At 71.9% G+C, this 15,136-nt stretch carries 14 protein-coding genes; 6 read left to right on the plus strand and 8 right to left on the minus strand.

Features of this window, described 5'->3' with window-relative positions; all coding sequences use genetic code 11:
- Positions 1–101 precede the first annotated feature (101 nt).
- Positions 102–434 carry a hypothetical protein gene (locus tag M6I34_RS17610; protein WP_272487112.1) on the plus strand — a complete coding sequence of 111 codons (333 nt, stop codon included), beginning with the start codon at positions 102–104 and terminating at the stop codon, positions 432–434.
- A gap of 132 nt (positions 435–566) precedes the next feature.
- On the opposite strand, the gene M6I34_RS17615 is transcribed toward M6I34_RS17610, so the two are convergent.
- Both M6I34_RS17615 and thiD read right to left on the minus strand, forming a co-directional pair.
- A complete protein-coding gene (locus tag M6I34_RS17615; RefSeq protein WP_418953563.1) occupies positions 567–1,415 on the minus strand; it encodes an undecaprenyl-diphosphate phosphatase in 849 nt (282 codons plus the stop codon).
- Positions 1,412–2,341 carry a bifunctional hydroxymethylpyrimidine kinase/phosphomethylpyrimidine kinase gene (gene thiD, locus M6I34_RS17620; RefSeq protein WP_272487113.1) on the minus strand — a complete coding sequence of 310 codons (930 nt, stop codon included), beginning with the start codon at positions 2,339–2,341 and terminating at the stop codon, positions 1,412–1,414. Before thiD ends, M6I34_RS17615 begins: the two co-directional genes overlap by 4 nt.
- A gap of 88 nt (positions 2,342–2,429) precedes the next feature.
- Here thiD and pncA point away from each other — a divergent pair, with 88 nt between their 5' ends.
- Positions 2,430–3,038 (plus strand): bifunctional nicotinamidase/pyrazinamidase, encoded by a 609-nt coding sequence (gene pncA / locus M6I34_RS17625; protein WP_418953572.1) that lies wholly within the window; start codon positions 2,430–2,432, stop codon positions 3,036–3,038.
- Between the two features lie 23 nt (positions 3,039–3,061).
- Positions 3,062–3,901, plus strand: coding sequence for a universal stress protein (locus tag M6I34_RS17630; RefSeq protein ID WP_272487115.1), 840 nt, complete (start codon positions 3,062–3,064; stop codon positions 3,899–3,901).
- A gap of 73 nt (positions 3,902–3,974) precedes the next feature.
- Here M6I34_RS17630 and M6I34_RS17635 read toward each other — a convergent pair whose 3' ends face one another.
- Genes M6I34_RS17635 through M6I34_RS18290 form a run of 3 tightly spaced genes read right to left on the minus strand, consistent with a single transcriptional unit; the run spans position 3,975 to position 5,951 of the window.
- Positions 3,975–4,238 carry a YkgJ family cysteine cluster protein gene (locus M6I34_RS17635; protein ID WP_272487116.1) on the minus strand — a complete coding sequence of 88 codons (264 nt, stop codon included), beginning with the start codon at positions 4,236–4,238 and terminating at the stop codon, positions 3,975–3,977.
- Positions 4,235–5,431: an alkaline phosphatase family protein gene (locus tag M6I34_RS17640; RefSeq protein ID WP_272487117.1), complete on the minus strand. Its 1,197-nt coding sequence runs from the start codon at positions 5,429–5,431 to the stop codon at positions 4,235–4,237. Before M6I34_RS17640 ends, M6I34_RS17635 begins: the two co-directional genes overlap by 4 nt.
- 49 nt (positions 5,432–5,480) lie before the next feature.
- Positions 5,481–5,951, minus strand: coding sequence for a hypothetical protein (locus tag M6I34_RS18290; RefSeq protein WP_418953564.1), 471 nt, complete (start codon positions 5,949–5,951; stop codon positions 5,481–5,483).
- A 203-nt stretch (positions 5,952–6,154) separates the two neighbouring features.
- Between M6I34_RS18290 and M6I34_RS17650 the strand changes: the two genes are divergently transcribed.
- The 3 genes from M6I34_RS17650 to fabB are packed head-to-tail and all read left to right on the plus strand — an operon-like array spanning position 6,155 to position 9,970.
- The gene (locus tag M6I34_RS17650; RefSeq protein ID WP_272487118.1) at positions 6,155–8,065 is read left to right on the plus strand and encodes an AsmA family protein; all 1,911 of its coding nucleotides are present in this window, start codon (positions 6,155–6,157) and stop codon (positions 8,063–8,065) included.
- A 59-nt stretch (positions 8,066–8,124) separates the two neighbouring features.
- Positions 8,125–8,673, plus strand: a complete 549-nt coding sequence (gene fabA, locus M6I34_RS17655) for a 3-hydroxyacyl-[acyl-carrier-protein] dehydratase FabA (protein WP_272487119.1) — start codon at positions 8,125–8,127, stop codon at positions 8,671–8,673.
- A gap of 52 nt (positions 8,674–8,725) precedes the next feature.
- Positions 8,726–9,970, plus strand: a complete 1,245-nt coding sequence (fabB, locus tag M6I34_RS17660; protein WP_272487120.1) for a beta-ketoacyl-ACP synthase I — start codon at positions 8,726–8,728, stop codon at positions 9,968–9,970.
- Between the two features lie 87 nt (positions 9,971–10,057).
- Here the strand turns inward: fabB and thiC are convergent, their stop codons facing one another.
- The 3 genes from thiC to M6I34_RS17675 form a co-directional block, all read right to left on the minus strand.
- Positions 10,058–11,977: a phosphomethylpyrimidine synthase ThiC gene (gene thiC, locus M6I34_RS17665; RefSeq protein WP_272487121.1), complete on the minus strand. Its 1,920-nt coding sequence runs from the start codon at positions 11,975–11,977 to the stop codon at positions 10,058–10,060.
- 229 nt (positions 11,978–12,206) lie between these two features.
- Complete coding sequence (narL, locus tag M6I34_RS17670) at positions 12,207–12,872, minus strand: two-component system response regulator NarL (protein WP_272487122.1); 666 nt, start codon at positions 12,870–12,872, stop codon at positions 12,207–12,209.
- A gap of 35 nt (positions 12,873–12,907) precedes the next feature.
- Positions 12,908–14,824 carry an ATP-binding protein gene (locus tag M6I34_RS17675; protein WP_272487123.1) on the minus strand — a complete coding sequence of 639 codons (1,917 nt, stop codon included), beginning with the start codon at positions 14,822–14,824 and terminating at the stop codon, positions 12,908–12,910.
- Positions 14,825–15,136: the final 312 nt, after the last annotated feature.

Genomic DNA, 15,136 nt, shown 5'->3' on the forward strand with positions numbered 1-15,136 from the left:
GGCGGCTTGATCGGGATCAGGTCGCCCGCGGTCTCCTGGCCGCCTAATCCGGATGTCGCCGCTCACGAGGCGACGAAGAACCGGCAACAAGGAGCCAGAAAATGACCCCCTCCAGATACGTCCTCCAGATCACGACCGCGACCCTGATCGCCTTAGCCGGCACCTCGCTCGCCTTCGCCGCGGGCGGCGGTGGCGGCGGACCGGGCGCAGGCCCCGGCGCGGGCCCGGGCGCGGGCGCCGCCAGCGGCACCGCGACGCGGCTCAAGCAGCAGCAGGAAGAGCAGCTGCGCCAGCGCGAGCGGCTGCGCGAGCATCAGCAGCAGCCCGGCCAGGGCGACGCTGTCCGGCAGCGCACCGAAACGCGGACCCGCACGCAGACCGAGACGCAGACGCAGACCCAAGAGCAAACGCAGCCTCGGACACCCGCCAAGTAGGCGAAGGCCGCCGGGCGGGCAGGCGTCCGCCCGGCGGGGATCCGGCAGGTCGCCCCTCTCCGGGGCACCGTTTCCCCTCGGGCGTACGGTTTCCCCTCGGGGGTGCGGTTTTTCCTTTGGGACGCGGCTTCGTCAGGCCGTCCAGTCCACCGAGCCGGTGGCCGCGGTGGCCAGCACGACCAACCCGAACGCGATCCTGTACCAGGCGAAGCCGCGGAAGTCGTGGGTCGCCACCCAGCGGATCAGCCAGTGCACGCAGGCCAGCGCGCTGAAGAAGGCGAAGACCAGCCCGACCGCGAACATCGGGACGTCCTGCGCCGAAAGCAGGTCGCGGTACTTCCAAGCGTCGTAGACCCCGGCGCCTACCAGCGTGGGGATCGCCAGGAAGAACGAGAACTCGGTGGCCGCGCGCCGCGACAGGCCGAACAGCATGCCGCCGATGATCGTGGCGCCCGAGCGGCTGGTGCCCGGGATCAGCGCGAAGCACTGCGCCAGGCCCAGCCTGAGCGCGTCGGCGGCGGTCATCGAATCGACGTCGTGGATGCGCACGGCAGCGAGCCCGCGCCGCTGGCGCGACTCGACCCACAGGATCACGAAGCCGCCGACGATCAGCGCGATCGCGACCGGCACCGGCCGGAACAGCGCGTCCTTGATCCAGCTGCCGAAGGCCAGCCCGAACACCACGGCCGGGATGAAGGCGATAAGCACGTTCAGCGCGAAGCGCTGGGCGCGGCGCTCAGAGAAGATCCCCGCGACCGTCTCGGCGATCCGCTTCCGGTAGTACCAGATCACCGCGAACATCGCGCCGGTCTGGATCACCACGTTGAACATGTTGGCCTTCTCGCCGGTGAACCCGATCAGGCTCGAGGCCAGGATCAGGTGCCCGGTGCTCGAGATCGGCAGGAACTCGGTCAGGCCCTCGACGACCCCGAGGATCGCCGCCTTGGCGAGAAGCGGCAGCGCGTGCAGCAGCTCGATCATCCCGACTCCCGGCCGAAGCGGCCGAACCGGCCCTGCGCAGCGGCAGCAGCGCCTGCGGGCGTGCCCCACCAGGCGTGGAAGTGGTGGACCGGCCCGTGCCCCTTGCCGACGTTCAGTTCGCCGGAGTGGCGGATCGCCTCGGTCAGCCAGGCCTTGGCCGCGCGCACCGCGTCGGGCACGTCGGCCGCCCGCGGCAGCAGCGCGGCGATCGCCGCGGACAGCGTGCAACCGGTCCCGTGGGTGTTCTTCGTGGCGATGCGCGGGGCCGGCAGTTCGATCATCCGGTCGCCGTCGTGCAGCAGGTCGACCGGGTCGCCCGGCAGGTGGCCGCCCTTCACCAGCACCCAGCGCCGGCCGTCGTCGCGCAGCAGCCGGCGCAGCCGCTCGGCGAAGCGATGCATCTCCCTGACCGAGTCGGGCGGCCGCGAATCGAGCAGCACGCCGGCTTCCGGCAGGTTCGGGGTGATCACGGTGGCCAGCGGGAGCACCGCTTCGACCAGCGTGGAGATCGCCTCGCGATCGAGCAGCGGATCGCCGCTCTTGGCCACCATCACCGGGTCGACGACCAGGTGGCGCAGGCCGCCCGAGGCCAGCGGCGCGGCCAGCCCCTCGGCCACCGCGCGGGCGATCGGCGCGGTGCCGAGCATGCCGATCTTGCCGGTGACGATCTCGACGTCAGCGAACAGCGTGTCGAGCTGCAGGCGCACGAAGTCGGGGGGCACGCCGTGCACGCCGGTCACCCCCTGCGTGTTCTGCGCGGTGAGCGCGGCGACGACGCCGGTGCCGTAGGCGCCGAGCGCCGAGAAGGCCTTCAGGTCGGCGTAGATGCCGGCGCCCCCTGACGGATCGATGCCGGCCACCGTCAGGGCGTTGGGGGGCGGCGCGAGCCCCTTCAGGTCAAGGGGCGAGTCGATGGAGTCGGACACGGTTTCGGCGATAGCGGAAGGCGAAGGGCCGATGTTAACCTCTCGCGAGAACCCCGGACGCGCCCCCATGATCCAGCGGATTCCCGACATCGACCCGGTCGCAGACGCGCTGCTGGTCGTGGATGTGCAGAACGATTTCTGCCCGGGCGGTGCGCTCGCCGTCGCCGGCGGCGACGAGGTGGTCGCGCCGGCCAACGCGCTGATGGCGCGTTTCGCCCACGTGGTGCTCACGCAGGACTGGCATCCGCCGGACCACCGGTCCTTCGCCAGCGCGCACCCCGGCCATCGCCCGTTCGAGACCGTCGCGATGCCCTACGGCGAGCAGACCCTGTGGCCCGACCACTGCGTGCAGGGCTCGCCGGGCGCGGCGTTCCACGCCGAGCTCGACACGCGACGCGCATCCTTGATCGTTCGCAAGGGCGCCCGACCCGCGATCGATTCATACTCGACCTTCTTCGAGAACGACCGGCGCACGCCCACCGGCCTGGGGGGCGCGCTGCGCGAGATGGGCGTGAGCCGCGTGTTCCTCTGCGGTCTCGCGACCGACTACTGCGTCCAATACTCGGCGCTGGACGCGCGCCGGCTCGGTTTCGAAGCGGTGGTGCTGCTCGACGCCTGCCGCGCTATCGACCTCGACGGCTCGCTGGCCGCCGCGCTCGACGCGATGCGGCAGGCGGGTGTCGTGCTCGCCCCATGAACGACAACCTTCGGAGACGCTGCGTGACCTACCGGACCATCCTGCTCCACCTCGACGATGCCGCCGACGCCGGCCGCCGCACCGATGCGGCGATCCAGCTCGCGACCGCGCACGACGCCCACCTGACCGCGCTCTACGCGCCGCCGCGGCTCTACCAGCAGTGGCTGCCCGAGGCCGGGATGCGGACCGAGATCCTCGCGCGCCAGAAGGCCGAGGACGACGCCCGCGCGAAGGCCGCGCTCGAGAGCTTCGAGGCCGCGGCCGCAAAGGCCGGCCTCACCCGGCACGAAACCCGCAGGGCCGAGGGCGACCCCCGCGAGCAACTCGGCCTGCACGGCCGCTACGCCGACCTGATTGTCGTCGGCCAGGCCGATCCGAACGCGCCCGGCACGCGGGAATCTGCCTCGATCGTCGAGGACCTGATCCTGTCCTGCGGCCGGCCGGTGCTGCTCGTTCCGTACATCGGGCTGCTGCAGCAGGTCGGGCGCCGGATCCTCGTCGCCTGGGACGCCAGCCGCGAGGCCGCCCGCGCGGTGGCCGACGCGATGCCGATGCTCGAACGGGCCGACAGCGTCAGGGTGGTCTCGGTCGACGCGAAGCCGTCGGCCAACGGACACGGCCAGATGCCGGGCGCCGACCTGGCGCTGTATCTGGCGCGTCACGGCATCGACGTCGAGGTCGCGCACGTCGGCTCGTCCGGCGTCGCGGTGGGCGACGTGCTGCTGAACCAGGCTTCGGACCACGACGCCGACATGATCGTCATGGGCTGCTACGGCCACGCGCGGCTGCGCGAACTGGTGCTCGGCGGCGCCACGCGCACGATGCTGCGAACGACGCCGGTGCCGGTGCTGATGGCGCACTGAACGGTCGGCGGCGAAGGCCGGACGCGCGGCGGGCAGATCTGCGATCTCCCCGCCAGCCTCGCCGGGGCCGCGCTCAGGGCGCGGTCTCGGCCTCGAGCCGGGCCAGCCAGGCGAGCGCGTGCTCGCGCGAGTCACCGCACATCTCGGCCGAAGGCGCCAGTCCGGCGCAGCAGGCGGGGCGTTCCGGCATGCCGAAGATCGCGCAACGCTGGTCGTCGGTCAGCTGCACGCAGCGCACGCCGGCCGGCTTGCCGTTCGGCATGCCCGGGATCGGGCCGGTGATCGACGGCGCGATGCAGCAGGCGCCGCAACCGGGACGGCAACCGGCGGCGCTCAAGGCGGCGCCCCCCGCCTGACCGCGGCCAGCGGCACCGCGAGCTCGTCCGGATGGATGCCGCCGTGCATGCCGACGAAGGCCGGCTCGGGCTCGCCGGGAACACGGTCGACCAGCGTATAGCGGTCTCGACCGACGAGCGTGTGGCTGCCGATCCGCCCGGCAAGCCGGTGCGAGGCGGGTCCCGGCCCGAACCAGCCGGCATCGACCAGCGCCGGGCTGGGCAGCACGTGGAAGGCGAAGCCGAGCGTCGCGCGCGCGGCCTCCTCGAATGCCTCCTCATGGCCCGCCCTGGCCTTGCAGTAGACCACCCGAGGCTCGCCGGTCAGCGGGCGCTCGAGCAGCGCCGCGAGCTCCGGGAAGTCGTCGAGCCGCAGCTGCTGCGAGGCCGGCACGTCGACGAAGCCGTGGTCGGCGGTGGCCAGCAGCAGCGCGCCGGTGTCGCGAAGACGCCCGGCGAGGCGCTCGAAGAGAAGGTCGAAGCGGCGGGCGACGTCGGCCGCCGGCTCGCTCTGCCAGCCGCGTTCGTGGCTCACCGAATCGAACTGCGGAAGGTAGGCCCACACGAAGCCGCCATCCGGATGCCCGCGAACGGCCTGCTCGACCGCGGCGACCAGCTCGTCGGCGGTTCGGTAGCCGACGCGCCGCGCCCCGGCCCAGGCGTGGCGCGAGAAGGCCGAGTCGGCGATGAAGTCCGGCTGGATCGACACGACGGGCAGCCCGAAATCGAGGCTCGCCGAGCGCCAGTCCCAGATCGTCTCCGGGGCCACCGGCTGGTCCGGGGCGCCTCGCAGGTCCATCGGCAGCGTGCGCACCACGGCGCGCTGCGCGTCGTTCCAGCAGAGCCAGCCGGGATTGGCGTGAGCCGCCGGAAACGTCGCCGTGGCGAAGGAGGTGATCGCCGGCGCGGTGCTCGAGGGAAAGACCGATCGCAACGCGCCTCCGCGGCAATCCGCGATCGCTCCGCCCGGAATCAGTGTCCGGACCTGCCGATCGCCCAGCCCGTCGAAGAGCAGCAGGACGACGTGCCGCGAATCGGCGATCGCGTCGTCGATCCGGGAATCCGCAAGAGCGGCACCCGGCGCCTCGCGCCGGAATCGCCGGCCGATGCGCGCCGCGAGCCCGACGATGCAGGCGGCGGGGTCGCCGCCCCAGGGCAGGGCTCCGAGGTCGAGGCTGTCGTGATCGGGATTCAAGGACGGCGGACCCTTCCTGCGGGCCCGCCTCGCGCGCGCCGCGCAGTGTTCAGTGGCGATAGCCCCGGTCGTGCTTCCAGTTGCCGCGGCCTTCCTTCCAGTGGCCGCGACGATGGCCGTGCTTCCAGTGGCCACGCCCGTCGCCGTATTCGACGTACACCGGCGCGGGGCGGTAGATCACCGGAGGCGCCACATGATAGACGGGGGCCGGACGATAGACCACCGGCGGTGCGTAGTAGACCGGCGGCGGGGGCGGCAGGTGGTACACCGGCGCCGGCGCCGCGTAGACGCCGCCGTGGTAGTGACGATGCGACCCGCGGACCGCCGACGCGCCCGCCGCCGCCCCGATCGCGCCGCCGATGATCGCGCCGTCTCGCCCGCCAAGCGATTGCCCGATCAGCGCACCGGCACCGCCGCCCACCACCGCGCCGAGCACCGCGTCGGACGCGTGGGCGGCACCCGCGATCGCCGTGCCTCCGGTCAGGACCGCTGCGGCAATGATCTTTCGGATTCGGTTCATCTCTGACTCCTCTTGGCATTCTTCTGCCGTTCAGACGATTCGAAGCCTATCTGCGGCGCCCGCGCCCGAACAGACCGAAGCCTGCAACAGCGGTAACAGGATGTAATCCGCCGACCGCGGCGCGACGGCCGGCGGTGCGCGCGCTCGGCAACCGGGTTAGGCTCGGGCTTCCGACAGAGCCGAGACCTCGGGGACCCCGCAAGATGCGAGCCAGGACCCTCGCCATCGCCGCCGCCGCCACGATCGGCATCGCCTTGCTGGCGCTGGCGATCTTCGTCGCGACCTTCGACGCGAACCGCTACAAGCCGCAGCTCGCCGAGCTGGTCCGCGCGCACACCGGCCGCACGCTGTCGCTCGAGGGCGACCTCGCCCTGTCGCTGTGGCCGCGCATCGGCTTGTCGACCGGGCCGGCGGCCCTGTCGGGCCAGGACGGGCGCGGCGAATCGGCCCGGATCGAGGGCGGCACGCTGGCAATCCCGATTCGCCCGCTGCTGTCGGGCCGGCTGCAGATCGAGGCCATCGCGCTGAGGGGCCTGAGCGTCGCGCTCGACGCCGCCCAGCCCGCGCAGGGCTGGCGCCTCGAGGCCGCCGAACTGCGAGCGGGGCCGGTCGCCGACCGCGAACCGGGGCAGCTCGAACTCGACGGCCGGCTGCGCTCCGCGGCCAGCGGCGCCGACCTGGCACTGGCGATCGAGTCGGGCTACCTGGCCGAGCTGGCCGCCGGCCGCGTGGCGCTAGACGGCCTGAAGGCCGGGCTGGAAGGCGCCGTCGCCGGGCTCGCCAGGGTCAGAGCGATCATCGGCGGACAGGCGAGGCTCGACCTGAACGACCGCAGCGCCGTCGCCGAACGCCTGACGATCGAGGCCTCCGCGCCGGACGGACCGAAGCTCGCCCTGGCGGGCAGCGGCCGGGCCTCGCTTGCGCCCGAATCCGCCGAGCTCGAACTGAAGGGAACGCTCGACGACGGAACGGTCGCGATCTCGGCCCGCCTGGACCGCTTCGCCCCGCTGTCGGCCCGGTGGGAGCTGACCGCGGGCGAAGTCGACCTCGATCGCCTGAGCGAGCGGTTCGCGGCGATCGAGCGCAGCGCCCCGCCCCCCGCGAAGCCGGCGCCGGCCGCCGGTCCGGACCGTGGCGCGGGCGCCGCCGGCGCTGCGGGCGGGCGCCCCGCGCCGCCGCCCGCCGGCCGGCCGGCCGCCGAGCCGGCGATGCCGGCGATCGCCGACGTCGAGACGCGCGGCAAGTTGAAGGTCGGGCAGCTGCGCGTTTCCGGCCTGACGATTTCGGAACTGGCGGGAAGCGCCGCCACCGGCGCCGGGCGGATCGCGGTCGAGTCGCTGACCGGCAAGCTGAACGGAGGCGCGCTGCAGGCGCGCGTCGCGATGGCAGCCGCCGGGCACCGGCTCGCCGGCTCCCTGGCCGGGGTCGACGCCGGCTCGCTGGTCCGCGAGGCCAGCGGGCGCGACGCCCTGGAAGGCCGCGGTGACCTGCGCTTCGACCTCGCGACCCGCGGCTTCGATGCCGACTCGGCCCTGCGCGATCTCGGCGGCACCGCCTCGTTCGCGCTGCGCGACGGTGCCGTCAAGGGCGTCGACCTGGACCGCCTGATGGGACAGGTCCGGGCGGCGCTCGAGGGGCGGCTCCCGGTCGAGGGCCCGACCCGGGCCGGCGATCGCACGCCCTTCCAGTCGCTGACGGCCAGTTTCCGGATCGCGGGCGGCGTCGCGACCAGCAGCGACCTCGACCTGCAGGCCGACTGGCTGCGGGCGAGCGGAGAGGGCCGGGTCGACCTCCCCGCCCGGACGCTGGATTGGCTGGTCCGCGCCACGATGACCGGCAGCCCGGGCGCCGGCGCAGGCGACGCCGCCGCGCGCCGCGACGTCTTCCAGCGGCTGCAGGGCGTGCCGGTGCCGATCCGGCTGTCGGGACGCTTCGACGACCTGCGCTACCGTGTCGAGGTCAGGGACCTCGCCGCAGGCGTGGCCCGCAAGGAAGTCGAGCGCCGCCTCACCGAGAAACTGGAGGAGCGCCTCGGCCTGCAGCCGGCCCAGCCCGCCTCGCCGGAGGCGCCGAAAGACCCGTTGCGTCAACTGAAGGACCTGTTGCGACGCTGACCGCGCCGATCTTTCCGTATCATTGCGACGATGACACCGTCCGCGACAAGGTTTCCACGATGACTGCAGACCCGGCCGCCCGCCCGGCAGCCTTCACCCCGAAGTCGAGCTATGCGTATGACGAGCTGATCGACTGCGGCCACGGCAAGCTGTTCGGCCCCGGCAATGCCCGGCTGCCGCTGCCGCCGATGCTGATGTTCGACCGGATCACCGAGATCTCCGCCACCGGCGGCGCCTTCGACAAGGGCTTCGTCAAGGCCGAGCTCGACGTAAGGCCCGATCTCTGGTTCTTCGGCTGCCACTTCGAGGAAGACCCGGTGATGCCCGGCTGCCTGGGCCTGGATTCGCTGTGGCAGATGCTCGGCTTCTACCTGGGCTGGACCGGCGCCCCGGGCTCGGGCCGCGCGCTGGGCCTCGCCCAGCTGAAGTTCACCGGCCAGGTGCTGCCCGAATCGAAGCTTGTCGAGTACCGTATCGACATCAAGCGGGTGATCAGCCGCAAGCTGGTGCTCGGCGTGGCCGACGGCGAAATGAGGGTCGACGGCAGGGTCATCTACGAAGCGACCGACCTGCGGGTCGGGCTGTTCGAGAATCCGCGGGCGATGTGACCGCCCGCAAGGACGCCGAGTTCGCTCCCTGGAAAGCCGCGAGGCCAGCCCCATGACCGAATCGTTCAAGACTCGCCGCGTGGTCGTCACCGGCATCGGAATCGTTTCCTGCATCGGCCTGAACCAGGACGAAGTCCTGGCCTCGCTGCGCGAGGGCCGCTCCGGCATCGTGGCCATGCCCGAGTACGCGGAGCTCGGCTTCCGCAGCCAGGTGGCGGGGCGCCCCGACATCGACCTGGACGCCGCGATCGACCGCAAGCTGCGCCGCTTCATGGGCGACGGCGCGGCCTACCTGCACCTGTCGATGGAACAGGCGATCGCCGACGCGGGCCTGCAGGAATCCGACGTCGTCAACGAGCGCACCGGCATCATCGTCGGCTCCGGCGGGCCTTCCACCCGCAACCAGGTCGAGGCTGCCGCGATCGCCCGCGAGAAGGGCCCGCGGCGTGTCGGCCCCTACATGGTGCCGCGCTGCATGTCGTCGACCACCTCGGCCACCGCGGCGACCAACTTCCGGATCAAGGGGGTCAACTACACGATCTCCTCGGCCTGCGCCACCTCGGCGCACTGCATCGGCAACGCCACCGAGCTGATCCAGTGGGGCAAGCAGGACATCGTGTTCGCGGGCGGCGGCGAGGAGCTCGACTGGACGCTGTCGGTGCTCTTCGACGCGATGGGCGCGATGTCCTCGAAATACAACGACCGGCCGCAGGCGGCGGCGCGCGCCTACGACGCGAACCGCGACGGCTTCGTGATCGCCGGCGGCGGCGGCGTGGTGGTGCTGGAAGAGCTCGAGCACGCGAAGTCGCGCGGCGCGAAGATCTACGCCGAGGTCACCGGCTACGGGGCCACCTCGGACGGCGAGGACATGGTCGCGCCGAGCGGCGAGGGTGCCGAGCGCTGCATGCGCAACGCGCTGAAGACCGTGCCCTCGAAGGTCACCTACATCAACAGCCACGGCACCAGCACGCCGGTGGGCGACATCACCGAGCTCGACGCGATCCGCCGCGCCTTCGGCAAGCCCGACGCCGAGCTGCCGTGGATCTCGTCCACCAAGTCGATGACCGGCCACTCGCTGGGCGCGACCGGCGTGCAGGAAGCGATCTACTGCCTGCTGATGATGAAGCACGGCTTCGTGGCGCCGAGCATCAACATCGAGACGCTGGATCCGGGCGTGGGCGAGATCCCGGTCGCGCGCCAGCGCGTCGACGGCGTCGAGCACCAGACCATGCTGTCGAACAGCTTCGGCTTCGGCGGCACCAACTGCACGCTGGCGCTGTCGCGCTACGAGGGCTGACGCGGGCCGCGCCGCCCCTTGCGGGCGGCGGCAGCCTGCGCCGGCGGGCCCAGCGCACGCAGTGCGGGGCCGCCCGGGGCCGGGCCCTTACGAGCGCTGGTAGATCTCGGCGCCCTTCCTCACGAACTCGACCGCCTTCTCCTGCATGCCCTTCTCCAGGGCCTGCTGCGCGGAGACGCCCTGCTTCTCGGCGTAGTCGCGCACATCCTGCGTGATCTTCATCGAGCAGAAGTGCGGGCCGCACATCGAGCAGAAGTGCGCGGTCTTCATCGACTCCTTGGGCAGGGTCTCGTCGTGGAAGTCCTTCGCGGTGTCCGGGTCCAGCCCCAGGTTGAACTGGTCGGCCCAGCGGAACTCGAAGCGCGCCTTCGACAGCGCGTTGTCGCGGATCTGCGCGCCCGGATGCCCTTTCGCCAGGTCGGCCGCATGCGCGGCGATCTTGTACGCGACGATGCCGTCCTTGACGTCCTTCTTGTTCGGCAGCCCGAGGTGTTCCTTCGGCGTCACGTAGCACAGCATCGCGGTGCCGTACCAGCCGATCTGCGCGGCGCCGATCGCGCTGGTGATGTGGTCGTAGCCCGGCGCGATGTCGGTGGTCAGCGGCCCCAGCGTGTAGAACGGCGCCTCGTGGCAGTCGCGCAGCTGCAGGTCCATGTTCTCCTTGATCAGCTGCATCGGCACGTGGCCGGGGCCCTCGATCATGACCTGCACGTCGTGCTTCCAGGCGACTTGGGTGAGCTCGCCCAGCGTGCGCAGCTCGGCGAGCTGGGCCTCGTCGTTGGCGTCGAAGATCGAGCCGGGGCGAAGGCCGTCGCCGAGCGAGAAGCTCACGTCGTAGGCCTTCATGATCTCGCAGATCTCCTCGAAGCGCTCGTACAGGAAGCTCTCGCGATGGTGCGCGAGGCACCACTTGGCCATGATCGAGCCGCCCCGCGACACGATGCCGGTCATCCGCTTCGCGGTCATCGGCACGAAGGGCAGCCGGACGCCGGCGTGGATCGTGAAGTAGTCGACGCCCTGCTCGGCCTGCTCGATCAGCGTGTCGCGGAAGATCTCCCAGGTCAGCTCCTCGGCCTTCCCGTCGACCTTCTCCAGCGCCTGGTAGATCGGCACCGTGCCGATCGGCACCGGCGAGTTGCGCACGATCCACTCGCGCGTCTCGTGAATGTGCCGGCCGGTGGACAGGTCCATCACCGTGTCGCCGCCCCAGCGGATCGCCCAGGTCATCTTCTCGACCTCCTCGCCGATCGACGAGCTGACGGCCGAGTTGCCGATGTTCGCGTTGACCTTCACCAGGAAGTTGCGGCCGATGATCATCGGCTCGCTCTCCGGGTGGTTGACATTGGCCGGGATGATCGCGCGACCGCGCGCGACCTCGCTGCGCACGAACTCGGGCGTGATCTCGGCGGGGATGCTCGCGCCGAAGGACTCCCCCGGGTGCTGGCGAGCGAGCAGCTCGACCATCCGCTCGCCGGTCGGGCCGCTGGCGCGCAGCGCCTCGACGTACTCCCGCCTGCGCAGGTTCTCGCGGATCGCCACGAATTCCATCTCGGGCGTGACGATGCCGCGGCGCGCGTAGTGCATCTGGGTGACGTTGGCGCCGGCATTGGCGCGGCGCGGCCTGCGCGACAGCTCGAAGCGAAGCTCGGCCAGCGTCGGGTCGGCCAGCCGCTCTCGGCCGTAGCCGGAGCTCGGCGCATCGAGCAGCTCGGTGTCGCCGCGCTCGGTGATCCAGGCCGCGCGCAGCGGCGCGAGCCCCTTGCGGATGTCGATCTTCGCGGCCGGGTCGGTGTACGGACCGCTGGTGTCGTAGACCCACACCGGCGGATTGCGCTCGGGCTCGCCGCCGCCGAAGGCCGGCGTGTCGGCCTGCGCGATCTCGCGCATCGGCACGCGGATGTCGGGCCGGGACCCGGCGACGTAGACCTTGGTGGAATTCGGCAGCGGCCGGACGGCCGCGTCGTCGACCGCAGCGGTGGCGGCCAGGAACTTCGGATTGGCGTTCATGCTCGCTTCCCTTCGGCGGAATTACCCGCATCAGGTTCGGAGGGACTCTCTCACCCGGCTCCGCGCGCGCCCTTCGCAACGCGGACCAGGACCCCTAGCTGAGCGCGAAAGGTAGCCCAGGCGTGCGCCGGGCGCAAATCTCCGCGAAATTCCCCTGGACCGCGTCGGCGATTCCACGCGGTGCGAAGCCCCGGGACACCGGGAGCGGACGGCCCCGCTTCGGAGAGGGTCAGCTCCGCTCGACCGCCCAGACCGCCGCTTCCAGGCGCGAGCGGAAGCCCAGTTTTTTCAACAGGCTCTTCACGTGGACCTTCACGGTCCCTTCGGCGATGCCGAGCTCGCGGGCGATCAGCTTGTTCGACATGCCCGCCGACAGGCAGCGCAGGATCGCCTGCTCGCGATTGGTGAGCGGCGTCTTCACCCGCTCGGCCTCGACCGCCTCGCCGCGCAGCGCCACCGCCAGCGAGCCGGCCAGCGCCGGGGCGACGCTGACCCGGCCCTCGAGCACCTCGCGGATCCGGTCGAGCAGATCCTCGGGCTCCATGTCCTTGAGCAGGTAGCCGTCGGCGCCCGCGCGGATCGCTGTGACCAGGTCCTCGCTGCGGTCGGACACGGTCAGGATCACGACGCGCGCCTCGCAGCCCGAGTCCTTCAGCGCGCGAAGCGCCTCGATGCCGCCCACGCCCCTCATGTTCAGGTCGAGCAGGACCAGGTCCGGCTCGTGGCGGCGGCACAGCTCGGCCAGGCCCTCGCCGGACTCCGCCTCGGCCACGACCTGGAGCGCGGGCTCCATCGCGAGCAGCTGCGCAAGGCCGCGGCGAAACAGCGGGTGGTCGTCGACGATGACGACGGTGTGGCGGGCGCTCGCCGCCGGGGATCCTGGGAGGTTCGGCATGTCTGCTGGCTTCGGGTTTCGAGGGCGGCGGGGGATCAGGCCGGCGCGAACGGCGTCGCGGCCCGGAAGCGGAGCTCGACGCGCGTGCCGCCGCGGGCTCCCGGGCCGAATGCGATGGTGCCGCCAAGCGTGCGCGCCCGATCGCGCATGATCGTGAGCCCGTGATGACGGCGGACGTCCTCGCCCCGCTCGATCGGGATGCCGACGCCGTCGTCCTCGATGCTCACCTGCACGTTGCGCTCGGGATCCATCGCCAGCCTGACGAGCACGGTGGCGGCGCGCGCATGGTGCAGGGCATTGGCGAGCGACTCGCGCACGATCTGCAGCACGTGGATCTGTTCGGCCGCCGACAGGGCCGTGTCGGGCAGCGAATTCGACAGGTCGATCGCCAGCTCGCCGCGCTCCGAGAACTCGCGGATCGTCGCTTCGAGGGCGGCCGCGAAGCCGCCGTCGCCCAGGCTCAGGCGGAAGGTGCTCAGGAGCTCGCGCAGCTGCCGGTATGCGCTGTTCAGGCCGACCCGAAGCTCGCCGACGATCTGCGACGGGTCCCTGCCGGCGCGAAGCTCGGCCGAGATCCTGGACACCTGGATCTTCAGGAAGGACAGGCTCTGCGCGAGCGAGTCGTGCAGCTCCCGGGCGATCACCGCGCGCTCCTCGAACAGGCCGAGCAGCTGCTCGTCGCGCGCGCGCCGGGCATTGGCCAGCGCCGCCCCGAGGTGCCTGGCCACCGACTCGAGCAGCGAACGCTCCCAGGCCTCGAGCGGGCGGGCCGGCGACAGCGCGAGCGCGAGGGCGCCGAGCGCCTCCCCGCCCTCGCGCAGCGGCGCGCGCACGATCGTCCCCAGTTGCGTGCCGACCACCTCGATGCCTCGATCCGGCGTGCCGGCATCCGGGGCGCCCGAACCCGGCCCCTCGGCGAGCCCGGCGAGCAGGACCTCGCAGCCGCCCCGGTCGACGGTCGCCACCACGAACTGCGCATCGCGCCCGGGATCCGCGGCCCGCAGTTGCGCGCAGCAGGCGCCCAGCGCCGCGCAGAGCGTCTCGAGCACCTCGCCGAGCGCCCCCTGGGTCGGCTTGCTCTCGGTCAGCGTGCGGGTGACCGAGTAGAGCACCTCGAGTTGCCGGTGGCTGCGCGCAAGGTCCGCGGTCTTATCGTTCACCCTCTGCTCGAGCAGCGCGTAGCCGGCCTGCAACTCCTCGGCCATCGCGTTGAAGGCCTGGCCGAGCTGCCCCATTTCGTCGGGCCCGTCGTGCGACACGCGGGTGTCCAGCCGCCGCGCCTTCAACGCGCGCGACGCCTCGACCAGGTCGAGGATGGGGATCAGCGCCTGCGTGTGGATCAGGTACATCGTGGCCAGCACCAGCGCGAAGACCATGAACAGCGCCAGGCCCTGGATCAGCCTGAGGTTCGCCAGGCGCTGCTCGAGGTTCGCGCCCAGTTCGGCGGTCAGGCGGTCCGCCAGCCCGACGAATTCGTCGACCTGGATGAGATAGGCAGCATCGTGACCCGCCGCCAGGCCGTGATCGACGGCGGTCCGCTGGCGATCGCTGGCCGGGCCGAGGACATCGCGCCAGCGCGCCACGAGGCGCGCGTGCAGCTCGCGGCTGGAATCGCTCTGCAGCGCCGAACGCAGGGCGGGGTCGGCGAGGCGGCGCTCGAGGTCGCCGACCGCCTGGCGGTAGCGCCCGCGGCCCTCGGGCGTCGCGTCGTCGACCGCCAGCGCCATCCGGTAGGTCAGCATCCGCAGCGAGCCCGACAGGTCTATCGCGCCGCTGCGACCGGCGACGCTGTCCAGGTAGACGGTGGCCGCGCCGATCACGAACACCGCGAGCGTCGCGATCGCGCCGAGCAGCATGCCCAGCCGCAACAGCAGCGACTGCTCGAGCAGGGAGCGCAGGTTGGCCATGATCCGCATCCGCGAATTCTCGCCGATGCCGGCGATCGTCCGCATGCCCCGGATCAAGCCCCACAGCCTCGCCGCTCGGCCGCGGCCACGGCCTTGCCGCGATCGCGCCCGCCGTGCGAACGCAACGCGATTCCGTCGCCCGACCGGGGGTACCCCGAAAGAACCCCGGGCCGCGCGAAGCCGGCCTGGCTGCGCGCGAGCCCAAGCCGGAAGTGACTGAAAGAACTCGGAATTTCCAGGCCTCGACCGAGGCAGGAGGCTACCCATTTGGGGGTAGACGAGGCCATTGCCGCACCTGAGCGCCCCTCGAAAACCTTGATCCGACTGGGGGTGTCCATCGGCCCGGATCGGGTCTCC

This window comes from Zeimonas sediminis (assembly GCF_023721795.1).
In the GTDB taxonomy this organism is placed as follows: domain Bacteria; phylum Pseudomonadota; class Gammaproteobacteria; order Burkholderiales; family Burkholderiaceae_E; genus Zeimonas; species Zeimonas sediminis.

Excerpts from the sequence above, each read along its gene's own strand:
- M6I34_RS17610 (WP_272487112.1), top strand. The coding sequence starts at position 102 with ATGACCCCCTCCAGATACGTCCTCCAGATCACGACCGCGACCCTGATC.
- M6I34_RS17615 (WP_418953563.1), bottom strand. The coding sequence starts at position 1,415 with ATGATCGAGCTGCTGCACGCGCTGCCGCTTCTCGCCAAGGCGGCGATC.
- M6I34_RS18290 (WP_418953564.1), bottom strand. The coding sequence starts at position 5,951 with ATGAACCGAATCCGAAAGATCATTGCCGCAGCGGTCCTGACCGGAGGC.
- M6I34_RS17650 (WP_272487118.1), top strand. The coding sequence starts at position 6,155 with ATGCGAGCCAGGACCCTCGCCATCGCCGCCGCCGCCACGATCGGCATC.
- fabA (WP_272487119.1), top strand. The coding sequence starts at position 8,125 with ATGACTGCAGACCCGGCCGCCCGCCCGGCAGCCTTCACCCCGAAGTCG.
- fabB (WP_272487120.1), top strand. The coding sequence starts at position 8,726 with ATGACCGAATCGTTCAAGACTCGCCGCGTGGTCGTCACCGGCATCGGA.
- thiC (WP_272487121.1), bottom strand. The coding sequence starts at position 11,977 with ATGAACGCCAATCCGAAGTTCCTGGCCGCCACCGCTGCGGTCGACGAC.
- narL (WP_272487122.1), bottom strand. The coding sequence starts at position 12,872 with ATGCCGAACCTCCCAGGATCCCCGGCGGCGAGCGCCCGCCACACCGTC.
- M6I34_RS17675 (WP_272487123.1), bottom strand. The coding sequence starts at position 14,824 with ATGCGGACGATCGCCGGCATCGGCGAGAATTCGCGGATGCGGATCATG.